15 protein-coding genes are annotated in these 19,032 nt (G+C 67.4%); 10 read left to right on the plus strand and 5 right to left on the minus strand.

Features of this window, described 5'->3' with window-relative positions:
• Nucleotides 1-291: 291 nt before the first annotated feature.
• From FZ938_RS28030 to FZ938_RS28050, 5 genes are all read left to right on the plus strand, one after another.
• Nucleotides 292-1,266, plus strand: a complete 975-nt coding sequence (locus FZ938_RS28030; RefSeq protein ID WP_149201552.1) for a TAXI family TRAP transporter solute-binding subunit — start codon at nt 292-294, stop codon at nt 1,264-1,266.
• Nucleotides 1,267-1,306: 40 nt separating this feature from the next.
• Entirely contained in the window at nt 1,307-3,400 is a 2,094-nt protein-coding gene (locus tag FZ938_RS28035; RefSeq protein WP_149201553.1) for a TRAP transporter permease, read from the plus strand.
• 3 nt (nt 3,401-3,403) lie between these two features.
• The gene (locus tag FZ938_RS28040) at nt 3,404-3,781 is read left to right on the plus strand and encodes a DUF1850 domain-containing protein (RefSeq protein ID WP_149201554.1); all 378 of its coding nucleotides are present in this window, start codon (nt 3,404-3,406) and stop codon (nt 3,779-3,781) included.
• 115 nt (nt 3,782-3,896) lie between these two features.
• The gene (locus FZ938_RS28045) at nt 3,897-5,387 is read left to right on the plus strand and encodes a sodium:proton antiporter (protein WP_149201555.1); all 1,491 of its coding nucleotides are present in this window, start codon (nt 3,897-3,899) and stop codon (nt 5,385-5,387) included.
• 247 nt (nt 5,388-5,634) lie between these two features.
• Nucleotides 5,635-6,789 carry an acyltransferase family protein gene (locus FZ938_RS28050; protein ID WP_149201556.1) on the plus strand — a complete coding sequence of 385 codons (1,155 nt, stop codon included), beginning with the start codon at nt 5,635-5,637 and terminating at the stop codon, nt 6,787-6,789.
• 178 nt (nt 6,790-6,967) lie between these two features.
• Here FZ938_RS28050 and FZ938_RS28055 read toward each other — a convergent pair whose 3' ends face one another.
• Complete coding sequence (locus tag FZ938_RS28055; protein WP_149201557.1) at nt 6,968-10,090, minus strand: efflux RND transporter permease subunit; 3,123 nt, start codon at nt 10,088-10,090, stop codon at nt 6,968-6,970.
• Nucleotides 10,087-11,205: an efflux RND transporter periplasmic adaptor subunit gene (locus tag FZ938_RS28060; protein WP_149201558.1), complete on the minus strand. Its 1,119-nt coding sequence runs from the start codon at nt 11,203-11,205 to the stop codon at nt 10,087-10,089. Before FZ938_RS28060 ends, FZ938_RS28055 begins: the two co-directional genes overlap by 4 nt.
• A gap of 90 nt (nt 11,206-11,295) precedes the next feature.
• Here FZ938_RS28060 and FZ938_RS28065 point away from each other — a divergent pair, with 90 nt between their 5' ends.
• Entirely contained in the window at nt 11,296-11,928 is a 633-nt protein-coding gene (locus FZ938_RS28065; RefSeq protein ID WP_149201559.1) for a TetR/AcrR family transcriptional regulator, read from the plus strand.
• A gap of 6 nt (nt 11,929-11,934) precedes the next feature.
• Here FZ938_RS28065 and FZ938_RS28070 read toward each other — a convergent pair whose 3' ends face one another.
• On the minus strand, nt 11,935-13,341 hold the full coding sequence (locus tag FZ938_RS28070) for an HD-GYP domain-containing protein (RefSeq protein WP_246458060.1): 1,407 nt from the start codon (nt 13,339-13,341) through the stop codon (nt 11,935-11,937).
• Between the two features lie 183 nt (nt 13,342-13,524).
• On the opposite strand from FZ938_RS28070, the gene FZ938_RS28075 reads away from it, so the two are divergent.
• On the plus strand, nt 13,525-14,001 hold the full coding sequence (locus FZ938_RS28075; RefSeq protein ID WP_149201560.1) for a YchJ family protein: 477 nt from the start codon (nt 13,525-13,527) through the stop codon (nt 13,999-14,001).
• A 129-nt stretch (nt 14,002-14,130) separates the two neighbouring features.
• Here FZ938_RS28075 and FZ938_RS28080 read toward each other — a convergent pair whose 3' ends face one another.
• Nucleotides 14,131-14,760: a YitT family protein gene (locus FZ938_RS28080; protein WP_149201561.1), complete on the minus strand. Its 630-nt coding sequence runs from the start codon at nt 14,758-14,760 to the stop codon at nt 14,131-14,133.
• Nucleotides 14,761-14,774: 14 nt separating this feature from the next.
• Nucleotides 14,775-15,947 carry an amino acid aminotransferase gene (locus FZ938_RS28085; protein WP_149201562.1) on the minus strand — a complete coding sequence of 391 codons (1,173 nt, stop codon included), beginning with the start codon at nt 15,945-15,947 and terminating at the stop codon, nt 14,775-14,777.
• 207 nt (nt 15,948-16,154) lie between these two features.
• Between FZ938_RS28085 and kynU the strand changes: the two genes are divergently transcribed.
• Genes kynU through FZ938_RS28100 form a run of 3 tightly spaced genes read left to right on the plus strand, consistent with a single transcriptional unit; the run spans nt 16,155 to nt 19,026 of the window.
• On the plus strand, nt 16,155-17,348 hold the full coding sequence (gene kynU, locus FZ938_RS28090) for a kynureninase (RefSeq protein WP_149201563.1): 1,194 nt from the start codon (nt 16,155-16,157) through the stop codon (nt 17,346-17,348).
• Nucleotides 17,345-18,196 carry a tryptophan 2,3-dioxygenase gene (kynA, locus tag FZ938_RS28095; protein WP_149201564.1) on the plus strand — a complete coding sequence of 284 codons (852 nt, stop codon included), beginning with the start codon at nt 17,345-17,347 and terminating at the stop codon, nt 18,194-18,196. The genes kynU and kynA overlap by 4 nt, the downstream gene beginning before the upstream one ends.
• Entirely contained in the window at nt 18,193-19,026 is an 834-nt protein-coding gene (locus tag FZ938_RS28100) for an alpha/beta hydrolase (RefSeq protein ID WP_149201565.1), read from the plus strand. The genes kynA and FZ938_RS28100 overlap by 4 nt, the downstream gene beginning before the upstream one ends.
• Nucleotides 19,027-19,032: the final 6 nt, after the last annotated feature.

The following is a 19,032-nucleotide window of genomic DNA, read 5'->3' on the forward strand; positions in this document are numbered from 1 at the left end:
CTTTCGACGCGCCGCCGGCCGGGGGCAGGCCCAAGGGCTATACCGGTGTCCGCTTCGGCCGGCGGTCTTCCGCCACAAGGATAGGGGGTGTCTGGCCGTCGAGGTCAAGGAGCCTGTGCATGCCTTGGCCGAAAGAATGGCATGTGAATGGTCGATATGTCGGATTGTACGTACTGGCGCGTAATTTTGTGGCGCGTTACAGTGGGTTGGGGCTGCCCATGGCTTATGGGCAGGCAAAGGAATCCGCCCGGCAACGATCCGGGTGCAGCAACGATAATGGGGAGAGCCGCTATGAATCGCCCATCCGTGAAGCGTCACCTTCTGGCCCTGTGCACGGCCGCCGGCCTTGGCGTCAGCCTTGGCCTGGCCGCCCTGCCGGCCAAGGCGGAGACCTTCATCACCGTTCTGACCGGCGGCACCAGCGGGGTCTATTATCCGCTGGGCGTGGCGCTGTCGAACGTGTACGGCAAGGCGCTGCCGGGGGCCAAGGTGACGGCGCAGGCGACCAAGGCGTCGGTGGAGAACCTGAACCTGCTGCAGGCCGGCCGCGGCGAGATCGGCTTCACGCTGGGCGATTCGCTGAGCGACGCCTGGAAGGGCAACGAGGAGGTCGGCTTCAAGCAGAAGCTGGACAAGCTGCGCACCATCGCCGCCATCTATCCCAACTACATCCAGGTTGTCGCTGCCAAGGAATCGGGCATCAAGACGCTGGCCGACCTCAAAGGCAAGCGGGTGTCGGTCGGCGCGCCGAAGTCGGGGACGGAGCTGAACGCGCGCGCCATCTTCAACGCCGCCGGTCTGGCCTACAAGGATTTCGCCAAGACCGAATATCTGCCCTTCGGCGAGTCGGTCGATCTCATCAAGAACCGCCAGTTGGACGCGACGCTGATCTCCGCCGGTCTCGGCGTGGCGGCGATCAAGGATCTGTCGTCGTCCCAGGAGATCACCGTCGTCAGCATCCCGGCGGACGTGGTGCAGAAGGTCGGCGACGCCGCCTACATCACCGAGACGATCCCGGCCGGCACCTATCCCGGCCAGGACGCCGCGGTGCCGACCGCCGCGGTCCGCAACCTGCTGGTCAGCCATTCCGGGGTGTCGGACGACGCCGCCTATGCGATGACCAAGACGCTGTTCGAGAATCTGGACGCGCTGGCCGCCGCCCATGTCGCCGCCAAGCAGATCAAGCTCGACAAGTCGGCCACCCAGTCGCCGGTGCCGTTCCACCCCGGCGCCGTCAAGTACTACAAGGAAAAGGGGCTGATGTAAGGGACGGGCCTGATAAAAAAGAATTGGCGGAGAAGCCGTAGTGAGCGCACAGAAGAAGCAGGCGGATTCCGAAATCCGCCAAGCCATCGACCGGGAAAATCCGTCCACGGTCGCCGCTTTCGAAGGGTTCGACGGGCGGGCGGTCTTCGCCATCGCCGTCGCCTTTTCCGCCTTCCAGATCTGGACCGCCGCGTTCAATCCCGTGTCCACCATGGTGGTGCGGGCGGTCCATGTCGGATTCCTGCTGCTGATGACCTTCACCCTGTTCGGCTTTCGCCAGACGGCGGAACGCAGGCGGGTTCCCTGGTACGACTGGCTGCTGGGCCTGACCGCCTTCGGCGTCGGCCTCTACCATTATGTGTTCGAGGTCGACCTGATCCAGCGGGCGGGGGACCCCAACACCACCGACCTGATCGTCGGCACCATCGCGGTGGCGCTGGTGTTCGAAGCGGCGCGGCGCATCATGGGGTTGGCGTTGCCGATCATGTGCGGCGTCTTCATTCCTTACGCCCTGTTCGGTCGGCATCTTCCCTTCGGGCTTGCCCACCGCGGCTATGACATCGATCAGGTGATCGACAACCTGTATCTGTCGACCGAAGGGATTTACGGCACGCCGACCTTCGTGTCGGCCAGCTACATCTTCCTGTTCATCCTGTTCGGCGCCTTCCTGGAGCGCGCCGGCATGATCAAGCTGTTCAACGACGTGTCGCTCGGCCTCGTCGGTCATGCCAAGGGTGGGCCGGCGAAGGTGGCGGTGATCTCCTCCGGCCTGATGGGCACCATCAACGGGTCGGGCGTCGCCAATGTGCTGACCACCGGGCAGTTCACCATTCCGCTGATGATGCGGTTCGGCTATCGCCCGGCCTTCGCCGGCGCGGTGGAGGCCACTGCCAGCATGGGCGGGCAGCTGATGCCGCCGGTGATGGGGGCCGCGGCCTTCATCATGGCGGAAACCATCGGCGTGCCTTACAGCGAGGTGGCTATAGCCGCGGCGATTCCCGCGATCCTCTATTTCGGCAGCGCCTTCTGGATGGTCCATCTGGAGGCGGGCATGCGCAACTTCGTCGGCCTGCCGAAGGACCAGTGCCCGAGCGCGCTTCGTGCCGTGGTGGAGGGCTGGTACCTGATCATGCCGTTGGCGGCACTGGTCTATCTGCTGTTTTCGGGTTTCACCCCCCTGTTTGCCGGCGTGATCGGCATTGCGGCCACGGCGGCGTTGATCCTGGGCACGGCCATCGTCGGCAAAATCGGTCCGATGGCCCTGCGGGTGGCCTTCTGGGTAGCGGTCGGGCTGGTGGCGGCCGGCCTGTGGAAGCTTGGTTTTCGGACCGAGCATCTGGCATTCACCATGGTCGTGCTGCTCATCATCCCGTGCCTGATGTTCAAGGGCGGCAGGGAGACGCTCACGCTGGTGGTGAACAGCATTGCCGATGGCGCCAAGAACGCCGTCGGGGTCGGCGTCGCCTGTGCGCTCGTCGGTGTGCTGATCGGCATGATGACGCTGACCGGCCTCGCCTCCAGCTTCGCCTCCACCATCGTCGACTGGTCGGGCGGCAACTTGCTGGCGGCGCTGGTGCTGACCATGATCGCCTGCATCGTTCTGGGAACCGGCCTGCCGACCACCGCCAACTACATCATCACCGCGTCGATCGCCGCGCCGGCTCTGCTCACCATGGGCGTGCCGCTGATGGTCAGCCACATGTTCGTCTTTTATTTCGGCATCATGGCCGACCTGACCCCGCCGGTGGCCCTGGCGGCCCTGGCGGCCTCGTCGATCTGCAAGGCCGATCACATGAAGATCGGCTGGATCGCGACGCGGGTGGCGATGGCGGGCTATGTCGTTCCCTTCATGGCGGTCTACGACCCGGCTCTGGTTCTGCAGACCGGGGACTGGCTGGCGGTGGCCTATGTGTTCGTCAAGGCCTGCCTCGCCATCGCCCTGTGGGGAGCCGCAACCATCGGCTTTTTCTGGACATCGCTGCCGCTGGTCGCCCGGGCCTATGCCGCTTTGACAGCCTTCCTGTTCGTGGTGGCCTTGCCGCTGACGGACGAGGCCGCCTTCGTCATGACCGGCATGTTCCTGCTGTGGCAGCACCGGCGCCGCAGCATGCCGACCGCAGCCGCCGTCTCGTAGTCCGTGGCCGGTCTCTGCCTGTTCACCCTCGGCGGCGCGCTGCTGGCGTCGCTGCCGGGGACTCAGTTCACCCTGTCCTGGACCCACTCCATCGAGAAGACGGAGTGGCAGGAGAGCTGGACGGTCGAAGCCGGCCGGCTGCGCCCGACCGAGGCCCGCATCCGCGGCACCGGCGCCGGGATGGAGCCCGGCCCCGACGCCCGGCTGACCGCCGACGGCTGGATGGCGTGGGCGCCCGATCTGCCGCCGCAGGACGGCGTCACGCTGGCGGCGTCGGGCTTTACCGGGGAGCACCGGCTGTGCGCCGGGGCGGACTGCCGGCCGCTGTCGGGCTGGACCGGGGTGAAGGATCAACCGGTGGCGATGCGGGCCTGCCCATAGGCCGTGCCCGCCCCCCGCCTACGAAAGTTCGTGCGGCCGGAGCCCCTTCCGGCTTGGCTTACGCTGCCTCAATCCGCATACTCCCGTTCCTTTCGTCAGCCTACCATCCGGACCGATGATCAATTCCCCCACGCACCAACGCCGTTCATCCCTCCTTCCGGCCGTCCTCGGCGCGGCGCTCGCCGTCGGCGGCGTGCTGCTGGGCACACATGGGGTTCAAGCGGCGGAGGTGGCGGCGGAGGTTGCCCATGGCGGCGTGCCGCATCTGGACGGACGGCTGCTGAGTGCCGCCTGGGTGGTGCCCTTCGCCGGGATCCTGCTGTCGATCGCGCTGTTCCCGCTGCTGGCGCCGATGGTCTGGCACCATCATTTCGGCAAGATCTCGGCCATCTGGGCGCTGGCCTTCCTGGTGCCCTTCGCCGCGACCTTCGGGGTCGACCTCGCGACCTACGAGCTGCTGCACACGGTCTTGCTGGAATACATCCCCTTCATCGTGCTGCTGACCGCGCTGTTCACGGTGGCGGGCGGGGTGCGGCTGACCGGATCGCTGGTGGGAACGCCGGCGGCCAACACGGTCGGGCTGGCACTGGGAACGGTGCTGGCGAGCCTGATGGGTACCACCGGCGCCTCCATGCTGCTGATCCGCCCGCTGCTGCGCGCCAACGAACACCGGCGCCACAAGGTCCACACCGTCGTCTTCTTCATCTTCCTGGTGTCGAATGTCGGCGGATCGCTGACCCCGCTGGGCGACCCGCCGCTGTTCCTCGGCTTCCTGAAGGGCGTCGATTTCTTCTGGCCGACGGTCCATCTGATCGGGCCGATGGCCTTTCTGTCGGGCCTGCTTCTGGTGATCTATTTCGTGCTGGACCTCGTCCTGCACACCCGCGACCCCGGCAAGCACCCGCTGATCGAGGGCGTTCACGAACGCGAGCCGATCCGCATAGAGGGCAGCGTCAACCTGCTGCTGCTGGTCGCCATCATCGGTGCGGTGCTGCTGAGCGGCGTCTGGCATCCCGGCGTGGGCGTCACGCTGTACCATGTGACGGTGTCGCTGGAGACCATCGTATCCAACCTGCTGCTGCTGGGCATCACAGGCCTGTCGCTGACCCTGACCAGCAAGCAGAGCCGCCGCCTGAACGGTTTCAGCTGGGGCCCGATCCTGGAGGTGGCAAAGCTGTTCGCCGCCATCTTCCTGACCATCATCCCGGCCATCGCCATCCTGAAGGCCGGCACCGACGGCGCGCTGGGCGCCATCATCTCCGCGGTGAACGAGGGTGGGAAGCCCAACCCCGCCGCCTATTTCTGGGCGACCGGCATCCTGTCCAGCTTCCTCGACAACGCCCCCACCTACCTGATCTTCTTCAACACCGCCGGCGGCGATGCCAAGATGCTGATGAGCGACCTGTCGCTGACGCTGACCGCCATTTCCGCCGGCGCGGTGTTCATGGGTGCCAACAGCTATATCGGCAACGCCCCCAACTTCATGGTCAAGGCGATCGCGGAGGAGCGGGGCGTCGCCATGCCCAGCTTCTTCGGCTATATGGCCTGGTCCTGCGGAATCCTGGTGCCGCTGCTGGGCCTGACCACGCTGGTCTTCTTCCTGTGACGGTCCCAATTCTGTAACAGCCCGCAACGAAACCAATCGTCACCTTCTACCGTTAACCCGCGATGGGGCCGCCTTTCCGTCCGCAATCGGACGGGTGCGCGCGGCGTAACGGCTGGAGGGTGAAGTGGTTTCGAAGGGTCTCGGCTGGAACACGGGTGCGGGCTTCAAGGCGGGGCAGCCGATGGCTGCGCGCAGGCAAATTCCATCGGGGCAGGTACCATCGGTCTGAGCGGCCGGAGCCTGCGCCATGAGAACGCAGACCAACCCCGGCCACCTCCATTCCCTGACCCCGTTGCGCGGCATCGCGGCCTTGTGGGTGGTGCTGTACCATTACAGTTTCCAGTATTTCCCCAACCTGCATCCCGACAGCTACACGCATCTGGTGCAGAAGGGCTATCTGGCCGTCGACCTGTTCTTCATGCTCAGCGGCTTCGTGCTGACGCATGTCTATCACGACACCTTCAGCCGGTCGGTCGGCGACAAATACTGGAGCTTCCTCAGGGCGCGCGTCGCCCGGCTTTACCCGCTGCATCTCGCGGTCCTGCTGCTGTTCGTGGCGACGGCGCTGGCCGTCCGCACGGTGGAATATGCCGCCACCGGCAGCTTCCCGGCGATCCCGCTGAAAGGGGCGGAATCGGTCGGCGCGCTGGTCGCCAACCTGTTCATGCTCCAGGGCCTGTATGCCAGCATGCTGAGCTGGAATTACCCGGCCTGGTCGATCAGCCTGGAGTTCATGGCCTATCTGGTCTTCCCCTTCGCGCTGCCCTTGGTCTGGCGGGCCGGCGGGCGGACGCAGGCGCTGATGGCGGCCGGTGCGCTGGCGACGCTCTGCCTGCTGGCCTGGGCGACGCAGGACAATCTGAACCAGTGGGACGGGCCGCAGACCCTGCTGCGCTGCCTGCCGGAGTTCCTGCTGGGCACGCTGCTCTACAGCGCCTTCCGCAGCGGGCTTGCCGCTTCGCTGCTGTCCAGCGACCTGACGATGGCCGGCGTCGTTCTGGCGATCCTGCTGCTTCTGCACGCCGGCGGTCCGGACCTGCTGGCGGTGCCGCTGTTCGCCCTGCTGATCCTGGCGGCGGTCGCCAATCGGGGCCGGGCCGCGGCTGCCTTGAATGTCCGGCCATTGGTGTGGTTGGGCGACGTGTCCTATTCGCTCTACCTGATCCACGGCTTCGTCGAATATGCCACCACAAGGGTGCTGGGGCTGGGGCTCGGCATCTACGACCGCAAGGCGCTGCCGGGCGGTTGGTCGATGGCGCTGCTGGTGGCGATGGTGACGGCCTGCCTGCTGATGGCCGGCCCGGCCTATCGCCGGATCGAGGTGGGCGGCCGGCGCCTTCTACGGGAGGGGCCGAGCGTCGGCCGGCTGACGCTGGCAGCGGCGGGGCGGCGGGCGGATTGACACGGAACTTTGCCAAAAAAATGCGCCCGGGGCAGATGCCGCCGGGCGCGAAGGTACAGTACGAAAGAGGATCATCAGCAATGATGATGCAATCGGGAGATCGATTGTGGCGCTACCCTGTCACGGCTCGTGCGTGCGCCCCTTGACCGTGGTCAAGCTTGAGCGAAAGAGTAGGGCATCAATCCCCCAGCGCCGGCCTCGGCAGCGCGCCGTTCATCCCGTCGTCCTCCACCTCCTCCGTCTCCGGCCGGGGGACGCGGAACCATGCCGCGTAGAGCGCCGGCAGGAAGAAGATCGTCAGCACGGTGGCGCCGGCCAGACCGCCCATGATGGCGACCGCCATCGGACCCCAGAAGACGCTCTGGGTCAGCGGGATCATGGCCAGGATGGCGGCGGCGGCGGTGAGCGCGATCGGGCGGGCACGGCGGACCGTCGCCTCGACGATGCTGTCCCAGCGTGACCGGCCGCTGCGGATGTCCTGTTCGATCTGATCGACCAGGATGACCGAGTTGCGCATGATGATGCCGGCCAGCGCGATGACGCCCAGCATGGCGACGAAGCCGAAGGGCAGGTTGAACAGCAGAAGTGAGGCGGTGACGCCGATCAGACCCAGCGGCGCCGTCAGCAGCACCATGAACACGCGCGAGAAGCTCTGCAACTGCAGCATCAGCGTGGTGACCATGATCAGCAGCATCACCGGCATCATGGCGTTGATCGAATCCTGGCCCTTGGCGCTCTCCTCGATGGCGCCGCCCATGGTGATGGCGTAGCCGTCGGGAAGGGTGGTGCGCAGCGCGTTCAACTGGGCGTTCAGCTGGGTGCTGACAACCGGAGCCTGCAGGCCGCCGGTGACGTCGCCCTTGACCGTCATCGTCGTCTCACGCGCCCGGCGCCACAGCACAGGCTCCTCAAGCTCGTAGCGGACGCTGGCGACCTGGCTGAGCGGTACGGTGGTGCCGCGGCTGGTGCGGATGTTCAGCTCGCCCAAGCGCGACAGATCCATCCGCTCTTCCGGCGTGGTGCGCAGCAGGACGCCGATTAGCTCCGTGCCCTCGCGGTACTGGGTGACGGACATGCCGTTCAGCAGCAGTTGCAGGGCGTTGGACAGGTCCTGCTTCGACACGCCCAGCGCGCGCGCCTTGGCGGTGTCCACCTCCAGCCGGACGCGCTTCGACAGCTCGTCCCAATCCAGATGGACGTTGGCGGTGTTGGGATGGCCGCGCATGGTGTCGCGCACCTGATAGGCGATCTTACGGATGGTCGCCGGGTCCTCGCCGGTGACGCGGAACTGCACCGGATAGCCGACCGGCGGCCCGTTCTCCAGCCGGCTGATGCGGACGCGGGCGGCGGGGTAGTCGGCCTCCAGCGTCGGCTCCAGCCGCTGCATGAAATGTTCGCGCTCCTCCAACCCCTTGGTCATCACCATGAACTGGGCGAAGTTGGCGGTCTCCAACTGCTGGTCGAGCGGCAGGTAGAAGCGCGGCGAGCCGCCGCCGGTGTAGGCGACCCAGTAATCCACGTCCGGGTCCTTGGCCAGCACCGCCTCCATCCGCTTCACCTCGGCGGCGGTCGCCTCGAAGGAGGAACCTTCGGCGAGACGGATGTCGATCAGCAGTTCCGGCCGGCTGGCCGACGGGAAGAACTGCTGCTGGACATGGCTGAAGCCGATCAGCGCGGTGACGAAGGCAGCCACCGTCACGCCGATGGTGATCCAGCGCGCCCGCACGCACGCCTCGATCATGCCGCGCAGGATGCGGTAGGCGCGGGTGTCGTAGATGTCCAGTTCATGCCCGTCCGGCACCACATGCTTGGGCTTGGGCAGCAGCAGCCAGCCGAGATAGGGGGTGAAGATCACCGCCACCACCCAGGACAGCAGCAGCGACAGCGCCACCACCCAGAAGATCGAGTTGGTGTATTCGCCGGCGGCCGACGCCGCGAATCCGACGGGCACGAAGCCGGCGGCGGTGACGACGGTGCCGCTCAGCATCGGGAAGGCGGTCGAGGTGTAGGCGAAGGCGCCGGCCTTCAGCCGGTCCCACCCCTGTTCCATTTTCACCACCATCATCTCCACCGCGATGATGGCGTCGTCGACCAGCAGGCCGAGCGCGATGATGAGGGCACCCAGCGAGATGCGCTGCAGATCGATGTGCAGAAGCTGCATCGCCACCAGCGTCATCGCCAGCACCAGCGGCACCGCCAGCGCCACGACGATGCCGGTGCGCCAGCCCAGGCTGACGAGGCTGACCAGGATGACGATGCCCAGCGCTTCGGCCAGCGATTCCATGAACTCGCCGACCGAATGCTCCACCACCTTCGGCTGGTCGGCGACCTGCGCCACCTCCAGCCCCGCCGGCAGTTCGGCGCGGATCTTCTCCATCGCGGATTCCAGCTGTTCGCCCAGCTTCAGGACGTTGCCGCCCTTTGCCATCACCACGCCGATGCCGATGGCGTCGCGACCGTTGTAGCGCAGGGTGTAGCGCCGCGGCTCGACATAGCCGCGCTTGACCTCCGCCACGTCGCCGATGGTCAGCAGCCGGCCGCCGCTTTCCACCGGGATCGCGCGCACCGCGGCGGCGGTGTCGAGCCCGAGGTCGAGGCGGACATAGACCCGCTGCGATCCGGTATCGACGTCGCCCGACGCGGCGATGGCGTTCTCGCGCTGCAGGGCCTGGATCACCGATTCCACCGGCAAGCCGAAGCTGGCGAGCCGCTGGCTGGAGATCTCGACATAGACGCGCTCCTCCTGCGGGGCGATCAGGTCGATCTTCTCGACGCCCGGCAGCTTCAACAGGCGGGCGCGCGCCTGCTCGGCCACCTTCTTCAGCTGGGCCGGGGTGAAGTCATCGCCCATGAAGGCATAGATGGCGGAATAGACGTCGCCGAACTCGTCGTTGAAGAAGGGGCCGACCACCCCGTCGGGCAGGGTGTAGCGGATGTCGCCGATCTTCTTGCGCACCTGATACCACAGGTCCGGCACCATCTTCGGCGGGGTGTAGTCCTTCAGCTGGACGAAGACCACCGACTCGCCGGGCTTGGAATAGCTGCGGGCGACGTCGTAATAGGGCACCTCCTCCAACTTCTTCTCGATGCGGTCGGTGACGAACTGTTCGACCTCGCGCGCGGTGGCGCCCGGCCATTGGGTGCGGACCACCATCACCTTGAAGGTGAAGGACGGGTCTTCCGCCCGGCCCAAGGTTTTGTAGGCGAGAGCACCGGCCAGCACGCTGGCGAGCATCATGAACAGCACCAGCGTGCGGTGAGCCAGCGCCCAGGCCGATAGGTTCATCCGGGAGTGGTTCATCGTGCCGGCTCCGTCCAGACGCGGACCTTCTGGCCGGCGTCGAGCTTGTGCACACCGGCGGTGACGACGCGCTCGCCGTCCTTCAGCCCACCGCCGATCAGGGCGAGGTCGCCGGCATAGGCCGCGACGGTGACCGGGCGAAGCTCCAGCCGGTCGTCCGGCGCCGAAAGCACCCAGACCGCCGGCGTTTGCTCGCGCTGGGTCAGCGCGCTGAGCGGCAGGCGGGCGACCGGGGCGCCATGGTCGGCGGCGGCGGTGACCGTGGCGGTCATGCCGAGCTGAACCGTCGGTGGCGCATCGATCAGCGCGATCTTCGCCTGGAAGGTGCGGGTCGCGGCGTCGGCGCTGGGCGAGACCTCACGCAGGGTGCCGGCGATGCTCTGGCCGGAATGGGACCACAGCTCGACCGACAGCTTCTGGCGGGGCAGGGTGGCGACGCTCTGTTCGGGGATGTTCGCCACCGCTTCCATCGCGCCCAGCCGGGCGACGCGCAGGGCGGTCTGGCCGGCTGCCACCACCTGTCCCGGCTCGATCAGCGTCGCGGTGACGATGCCGGCCTCGTCCGCCACCAGCGTGGCATATTGGGCGGAGTTGTTGAGGACGCGCAGCTGCGCCTCCTGCTCCCGCACCTTGGAGTCGGCCTTGTCCAGCGTGGTCTTGCGGCGGTCGTATTCCTGGCGCGTCGTCCATTCGCCCTGGCGCAGGCTGGCGTAGCGCTGGAAATCGCTGCGGGCGTTGGCCGCGTCGGCCTGGGCGGAGGCGAGCTGCGCCTGGGCGGCGCGAATCTGCAGCTGCAGGTCGGTCGGATCCAGGCGGGCGAGCGGCATGCCGGGTTCGATGCGGGTCCCGACCTCCACCAGCCGGGCGGTCACCTTGCCGCCGACGCGGAAGCCGACATCGGCCTCCACCCGCGGGCGGATCACCGCCGGATAGCGCACGCTGTCGACCAGCGGTTCCAGTGCCACGGTGGCGACGCGGACCGGCCGCGCCTCTCCTTCCGCCGGGGTCGAAGCGGACTGCGTTTCATTGCAGCCGGCGAGCAGGCCCGCCACCGTCAGCAGCGCCGTTGTCGCCATGACGGCGGACGCAAGCCGCCTTTCGCGGAATCGGGCCATACCACGTCTCCCCACTGGACTGGACTGTATCGTACTGCTACCGTCCTACTCCGGCACCCATCCCACGTCAAGAGTGAACGGTACAGTTCAGTGCAGTCATCGGAGCAAAAAACGTCTCATCCGCCCGCGTCCCATGATGCGAAGGCGGAACAGATCGTCGCAGCCGCGCGGGAGGTGTTTCTGGAGCTTGGCTATGCCGCCACGTCGATGGATCAGGTGGCGCAGCAGGCGCGGGTGTCCAAGACCACCCTCTACACCCGCTTTCCGTCGAAGGAGGAGCTTTACACCGCGGTGATCTCCGCCGAATGCGAACGGCGCGGCCTGCGCTTTTCGCCGGAGATGTTCGATCGCATGCCGTTGCGCGACGTCCTGGTCCAGGTCGGCCGCCGCTTCACCGACCTGCTCTGGTCGGATGCGGCGATCCGCGTCCATCAGGCGGTGGTGGGGGAGGCGACGCGGATGCCGGTCGCCGCCCAGCTCTATTTCCAGGCGGGGCCGGAGCAGGGCATCGCCAATTTCGTCGCCCTGTTCACCCGCTTGGCAGAGCGCGGGGTGATCGTCACCGACGACCCGGCCTTCGTCGCCCGGCAGTTCCTGGCCGCCATGCAGGGCGGCGCCTATTGCCAGCTGGTGCTCGGCCTCTGCCCCGCACCGACGGAGGAGGAGCGCCACGCCTTCGTCGACAAGGCGGTGGACCTGTTCCTGCGCGGCCTCACCGCTTGAGCCGCCTCAGGCCAGCTTGAAATAGCGCATCACCAGCCCGCGCAGCTCGTCCCGCACCCCGTCGTCGCCCATCTCGGTCAGTTGCTCGTGCAGACCCGCGGCGATGGCGGTGAAGCGGGCGAGCACCGCCGGGTCGAAATGCTTGCCGGCGCCGTCGGCGAGGATGCCCATGGTGGTGGCGTAGGACATCGGCTCCTTGTAGGGCCGGCGGGAGGTGAGGGCGTCGAACACGTCGGCGACGGCGAAGATGCGGGCGGAAATCGGAATCGCCTCTCCCTTCAGCCCGCGCGGATAGCCCGATCCGTCGAACTTCTCGTGATGGCCGCCGACCACGTCGGCCGCATCGGCCAGCCAGTCGGACGAGCCGACGATGTCCAGTCCATGGACGACATGGGTCTTCATCACCGCGAACTCCTCGGCATCCAGCTTGCCGGGTTTCAGCAGGATGCTGTCGGGAATGGCGATCTTGCCGACATCATGCAGGAAGGCGCCCTTCACCAGCTGCCGGATCGCCGCATCCTCCAGCCCCAGCGCCTCGGCCAGCCGGATGGCGAGGACCGTCACCCGGTAATTGTGGGCGTTGGTGTCGCTGTCGCGCTTGGCGATGGCGCTGCCCAGCGCCGTCAGCATGCCGATGTTGGCGTCGAGCAGGCCGCGCGACAGCCGCAGGATGCCCCGGTTGTAGGCCCCGAAGATCGGCAGCAGGACGAGTGCCGTCCCCAGCACCGACAGCGACGACACGGCGACCACCGTGGCGGTGTCGCGCAGGATCTCGTGCGACCGGCGGGCCGAGAGCTGGAAGACGCTTTCGAAATAGCCGAGCAGCCGGCCATCGGAATCGAGCAGCGGCTCCATCGTCTGGATGAAGATATGCCCGTCGAGCGTGAAGCGGTCGTAGATCGCCTCGCCGTCCGTGGGAAAGCCATGCCGGGTGGAGGATAGCCGCTGTTCCGCCCACTCCGCACCGGGGGCGACATATTCGGCCGTCTTCCGCTGATCCGGTGTATAAAGCTCCGCGACGATGAAGTGGCCGTCGCCATGGTTCAGGCGCAACCCGTTGCGGCTGGCCATGAAGCGCTGGAGCGACGCCTCCAAATCCGAATCGGCGGCCCCGGCGGCGAGCGACGAGCGGGCTTCGGTCAGGAAAGCCGCCGATTCCTCGCGCGCCAGTTCGACGACCCGGCCGTCGGCGATCTCGACCTCGACCAGAAAGGCGATGCCGCCGACCGCCAGCGCCAGGAACAGGGCGGCGCCGGCCAGACGCAGCAGCACGGCGCGGGCGGTGGGCAGCCGCATCGTCGCCACATCGGCATGGCGGCCGGACAGGGACCTGAAAAACAGGCTGAGCCGCCGCCGCTCGCCCGTCGCCGTCATCGTGCTGCCGACCACCTTGCTGCCGATCCGCGCGCTCATCGCCACACCCCGTTTGCGCCATACCCCGTTTGCAGGGCTGGCCGATCTAGACGATGCCCACGCCAAGCGTCAATATCGCCGGCCCGGGTCACAGGATCCGGCGGGAAATGTTGAGACGGCGTTAAGTTTTGGCAGGCACCGTGCCGCCGGCCGTTACTCGATGCTTATGGAAGGAACTCTATCGTGAAGTCCGCCTGCCCCTGCGGTTCGGGTGTCGAATTCGACCGCTGCTGCGGCCCGATCCTGGCCGGGCAGCCCGCGCCCTCGGCCGAAGCGCTGATGCGGTCGCGCTACACCGCCTTCGTCCGCCACGACATCGACCATATCGAGCGAAGCTGCGCCCCGGAAACCCACGCCGCCTTCAGCCGGGCCGACGCCGAACGGGTGGCGGAGGAATGCGAGTGGGGGCCGCTGATCGTCATGAAGGCGGAGGAGACCGGCGACGACGGCATGGTCGAGTTCTTCCTGACCTTCCGCCGCGACGGGGAGGAATGGCCGCTGCACGAACGGTCGCGCTTCCGCCGGATCGACGGGCGCTGGCTCTATGTCGACAGCGTCCTGAACCCGAAGGACCCGCCGCGCCGGGTGGTGAAGGTCGGCCGCAACGATCCCTGCCCCTGCGGCTCGGGGCGCAAGCACAAGGCCTGCTGCGGGCGCTAGAGTGCGATCGGTTCAGACGGAATCGTCTGAAGCGTGAATCGCACGGAAAATCAGAAGGCTAGAGTCTGTCCGATGCTTCAATAAGCATCGGACAGACTCTAAGCTTCAGGCGCCCGCAGCGGTCACACCTCAGCTGATGCCGAGATAACGCCCCGGCTTGTGGTTGATCGCCAGCGTGATGTTGACGATCACGGCCCCCAGGATCGACAGCAGCAGCCGGTCCGGCGCCAGCACGAAGAAGGCGCCCCCGAGGATGGCGAGGTCGACGCCGAGCTGGAAATAGCCGGCGCGGATGCCATAGCGCTCCTGCAGGTAGATCGCCAGGATGTTGACGCCGCCCAGCCCGGTGCGGTGGCGGAACAGCATCAACAGCCCGGTGCCGCACAGGCCGCTGCCCACCACCGTGGCATAGACCGGGTCCAGATGGGTGAAGCCCACCCACTGGTCGGTCAGGCGGGAAAACAAGGTCACCAGCGCCACGGCAATGAAGGTGCGCGCCGTGAACTGCCAGCCCAGCCGCTTCCAGGCCAGCCAATAAAAAGGCAGGTTGATCGCGAAGAAGATGATGCCGAACTGAACCTTGGTGACGTAGCTCAGCAGCAGCGCCAGACCGGCTGTGCTGCCGGTCAGCAGCATCGTCTTGGAATAGATCAGCATGCCCAGCGCGATGAACAGCGTGCCCATCAGCATGGCGAGCGCGTCTTCATAGAGCTGGTGACGCTCCACCGCGGCGGGCGGGGCCTGGAGGGTCGCGGCCATGGTCGTCAGTCCTCTCAGCGCAGGGCCGCGAACTTCGCCACCACGTCGTCCACCTCGGCCGTCTTCAGGCCGGCGATGTTGATGCGGCCGGAGGTCGGCATGTAGATCGCATGGTCGGCGCGCAGGCGCAGCACCTCCGCCTCGGTCAGCGGCAGCAGCGAGAACATGCCCTCCTGCTCCGCCACCGCCGTCAGGGCGGGGAAGGCGCCGGCCAGCCCGGCGGCCAGCTTGCGGCGGATGGCGGCGATGCGGGCGCGCATGCCGTCCAGTTCGGCGGTCCAGTCGGCGGTCAGGGCGGCATCGCTCAGGATGGTGCGGACGACGGCGGCGCCATGGTCGGGCGGCATCGAATAGCTGGTGCGGGCCAGCGCCATCAGGTTGGACTTGGCAAGATCGGCGGCGGCCGGCGCCGCGGCGACGGCGAAGATTGCGCCGGTGCGCTCGCGGTAGAGGCCGAAGGACTTGGACGACGACACGGCGACCAGCGTTTCCGGAACGGCCCCGATCAGGTAACGCAGCCCCTCCGCATCCTCGTCTAGCCCGCGGCCGAAGCCCTGATAGGCGAGATCGACCAGCGGCAGCACGCCGCGCGTCTCCAGCACCGCCGCGATCGTCTTCCACTGGTCGAGCGACAGCGGCGCGCCCGTCGGGTTGTGGCAGCTGCCGTGCAGCAGGGCGACGTCGCCCGGCTGCGCCGCCTCGAACGCCGCGACCATGCGGTCGAACAGCACGGTCTGTCCGGCGGTGTCGAAGAAGGGATGGCTGACCACCTCCAGCCCGGCGGCGGCGAAGATGCCGACATGGTTGGGCCAGGTCGGCTGGCCGACCAGCACGCGCTTCGACCCGCCGCGCAGGACGAGGTCGGCGGCCAGACGCAGCGCGCCCGACCCGCCGGGGGTCTGCACGCCGGCGGCGGTGACTTTCGTCCCGGCCTTGCCGCCGACCAGCGACCACAGCCGTTCCAGATATCCGGCGTCGCCCTCCAGCCCCAGGTAGGATTTGCTGTCCTGCCCGTCGAGCAGCAGCCGTTCCGCCGCCTTGACCGCGCGGAAGACCGGGGTGCGCCCCTCCTCGTCACGGTAGACCCCGACGCCGAGATCGACCTTGCCCGGCCGCGGATCCTGCTTGTACAGCCCGATCAGGGCGAGCAGGGCGTCGTCGGGCTGGCGGGAAAGCGCGTTGAACATGGCGGTTCGTCCGGTCCTTGTTGGTGATAAGGGCGGTGATGGCGGAGGAAATGGCAGGGGCCGGGGGTTCCGGCTGCTGCGATCCTCCACTTTCGCGGCCTCCGCGACAATGGAGAATTCATATCGTCTGATACGCTTAAGTATCGCGACAATTTGCAATGCCATCGATTGCCGGGCATCCTTCACCGGGAAGGAGCAGTCAGATCGATGACCGATTTTCAGAAGACCCGCGCCCGCTTCCGCATTCCGGAGGGCGTGATCTATCTCGACGGCAACTCGCTGGGGCCGCTGCCGGTCGCTGTCGAGGAGCGGGTGGCCCGCACCCTGGCCGATGAATGGGGCGGCCAGTTGATCCGCGGCTGGAACAGCGCCGGCTGGATGGGGCAGCCGGGCAAGGTCGGCGACCGCATCGCCCGCCTGATCGGCGCGCCGGAGGGCAGCGTCGTGGTTGGCGACACCCTGTCGATCAAGGTCTATCAGGCGCTGGCCGCCGCGCTGGCGATGCGGCCGGATCGCCGGGTCATCCTGTCCGACAGCGGCAATTTCCCCACCGACCTCTATATGGCGGAGGGGCTGATCGAAACGCTGGGCCGCGGCCATGTTCTGAAGGTGGTGGCGCCGGAGGAGGTCGAGGCCGCCATCGGCGAGGATGTCGCCGTGCTGATGCTGACCCAGGTCGATTACCGGACCGGGCGCCTGCACGATATGGCGGCACTGACCGCAAAGGCCCATGCAGCGGGGGTGGTGACGGTGTGGGACCTCGCCCATTCCGCCGGCGCGCTGCCGGTCGATCTGGCCGGCGCCGGGGCCGATTTCGCCGTCGGCTGCACCTATAAGTATCTGAATGGCGGGCCGGGCGCCCCGGCCTTCATCTATGTCGCCCCGCAGCATGCGGAGACGGCGCGGCCGGCGCTGTCCGGCTGGATGGGGCATGAGGCGCCCTTCGCCTTCGACCCCTCCTATCGGCCGGGTGCCGGGGTGGAGCGCATGCGCGTCGGCACCCCGCCGGTGATCGCGCTGGCCGCGCTCGATGCCGCGCTGGATGTTTGGGACGATGTCGACATGGCCGACATCCGCCGCGCCTCCGTCGCGCTGTGCGACCTGTTCATCGAACTGGTCGAGGCGCAATGCCCGATGCTGGAGCTTGCCTCCCCGCGCGAGGGTAACCGGCGCGGCAGTCAGGTGTCGTTCCGCCACCCCCAGGGCTACGCCATCATGCAGGCGCTGATCGACCGAGGCGTGATCGGCGACTTCCGGGCGCCGGACGTTTTGCGCTTCGGATTCACCCCGCTCTACATCGGCGAGGCGGAGGTGCGGGGCGCCGTCGCGATTCTGAAACAGGTTATGGACGGCGGGCTTTGGGACCGGCCCGAATACCACAAGAAGGCGATCGTAACATGAGCGGGCAGGATGAGAGGGGACCTTACGATCCGGCGGACGAGGGCGCCCAGATGACCTTCGACGGGCGGATGTCCTACGGCGACTATCTGCAGCTGGACCGTATCCTGGGGGCGCAGGTCCCGCGTTCCACCGCCCATGACGAGATGCTGTTCATCATCCAGCACCAGACGTCGGAACTGTGGATGCGGCTGGCCGTCTACGAGATCCGCGCCGCCCGCGAGGCGATCCGCGAGGACCGGCTGTCGCCCGCCTTCAAGATGCTGGCCCGCGTCGCCCGCATCTTCGAACAGCTGAACTCCGCCTGGGACGTGCTGCGCACGATGACGCCCAGCGAATACACCCGCTTCCGCGACGATCTCGGCCAGTCCTCCGGCTTCCAGTCCTACCAGTACCGGGAGATCGAATTCCTGCTGGGCAACCGCAATCCGGCGATGCTGCGGCCCCACGCCCACCGTCCGGAAATCCATGCAATGCTGGAACAGGAACTGTCGCGTCCCAGCCTGTATGACGAAGCGCTGCGCCTGCTCGCCCGCAACGGCATTCCGGTTCCGGCTGAGGTGCTGGAGCGCGACGTGTCCAAGACCCACCAGTCCCATGACGGCGTGACCGAGGCGTGGCGGGTCATCTACCAGTCGCCCGAGGAACATTGGCCGCTCTACGAACTGGCCGAGAAGCTGGTGGATTTCGAGGATTACTTCCGCCGCTGGCGCTTCAACCACGTCACGACGGTGGAACGGGTGATCGGTTTCAAGCGCGGCACCGGCGGCACCGGCGGCGTGTCTTATCTGCGCAACATGCTGGCGGTGGAGCTTTTCCCGGAACTCTGGCGGGTGAGGACGGTGCTTTGACGGGATTGAGCAAGATCGCGGATTGGGACGACGCCTACAGCAACAGCGCCTACATCCCCGGCGGCGATGCCTATCCCGCGCAATGGGCGGAGCGGGCCGCCGCCTTCCGGGCGGAGATTGCCGGCACCGGCCGGGCGGAACTGGAACTGCCCTATGGCGACGGGGAGCGCGAACGCTATGACCTGTTCCGGCCGGAGGGGGTGGCCAGGGGAACGGTGGTCTTCGTCCATGGTGGCTACTGGATGGCGTTCGACAAGGGGCGCTGGTCGCATCTGGCGGCCGGGCCACTCGCGCGCGGTTGGGCGGTCGCCATGCCGAGTTACACGCTCTGTCCGGAAAACCGCATCGCCGGCATCACCCGGCAGGTGGCGCGGGCGGTGGAAGCCATCGCCAACGCGGAGGCCGGCCCGCTGCGCCTGACCGGCCATTCCGCCGGCGGCCATCTGGTCAGCCGCCTCGCCTGCGCCGACTCTCCCCTGTCGGAAGAGGTGCGGGCACGGGTGGAGCACGTGGTTTCCATCAGCGGCCTGCACGACCTGCGCCCGCTGCTGAACACCGGCATGAACGCCACGCTGCGGCTGGACGAGACGGAGGCCGCGGCGGAAAGCCCGGCCCTGCTGCGTCCCCGCCCGGGCACCGGCATCACCTGCTGGGTGGGGGCCGACGAGCGGCCGGAGTTCGTCCGTCAGTCGGAACTGCTCGCCAATGTCTGGCTAGGCCTGGGCGCGGCGACCGCGCTGCGGCTGGCCGAGGGGCGCCACCATTTCGACGTCATCGACGATCTGGCGGACCCGGAGACCGAACTGGTGGCGACGCTGTTGACGGCGTGAGCGGGA

Origin of the sequence: Azospirillum oryzae (assembly GCF_008364795.1) — a bacterium.
GTDB lineage: Bacteria > Pseudomonadota > Alphaproteobacteria > Azospirillales > Azospirillaceae > Azospirillum > Azospirillum oryzae.

Excerpts from the sequence above, each read along its gene's own strand:
- FZ938_RS28030 (WP_149201552.1), top strand. The coding sequence starts at position 292 with ATGAATCGCCCATCCGTGAAGCGTCACCTTCTGGCCCTGTGCACGGCC.
- FZ938_RS28045 (WP_149201555.1), top strand. The coding sequence starts at position 3,897 with ATGATCAATTCCCCCACGCACCAACGCCGTTCATCCCTCCTTCCGGCC.
- FZ938_RS28050 (WP_149201556.1), top strand. The coding sequence starts at position 5,635 with ATGAGAACGCAGACCAACCCCGGCCACCTCCATTCCCTGACCCCGTTG.
- FZ938_RS28055 (WP_149201557.1), bottom strand. The coding sequence starts at position 10,090 with ATGAACCACTCCCGGATGAACCTATCGGCCTGGGCGCTGGCTCACCGC.
- FZ938_RS28060 (WP_149201558.1), bottom strand. The coding sequence starts at position 11,205 with ATGGCCCGATTCCGCGAAAGGCGGCTTGCGTCCGCCGTCATGGCGACA.
- FZ938_RS28070 (WP_246458060.1), bottom strand. The coding sequence starts at position 13,341 with ATGAGCGCGCGGATCGGCAGCAAGGTGGTCGGCAGCACGATGACGGCG.
- FZ938_RS28080 (WP_149201561.1), bottom strand. The coding sequence starts at position 14,760 with ATGGCCGCGACCCTCCAGGCCCCGCCCGCCGCGGTGGAGCGTCACCAG.
- FZ938_RS28085 (WP_149201562.1), bottom strand. The coding sequence starts at position 15,947 with ATGTTCAACGCGCTTTCCCGCCAGCCCGACGACGCCCTGCTCGCCCTG.
- kynU (WP_149201563.1), top strand. The coding sequence starts at position 16,155 with ATGACCGATTTTCAGAAGACCCGCGCCCGCTTCCGCATTCCGGAGGGC.
- kynA (WP_149201564.1), top strand. The coding sequence starts at position 17,345 with ATGAGCGGGCAGGATGAGAGGGGACCTTACGATCCGGCGGACGAGGGC.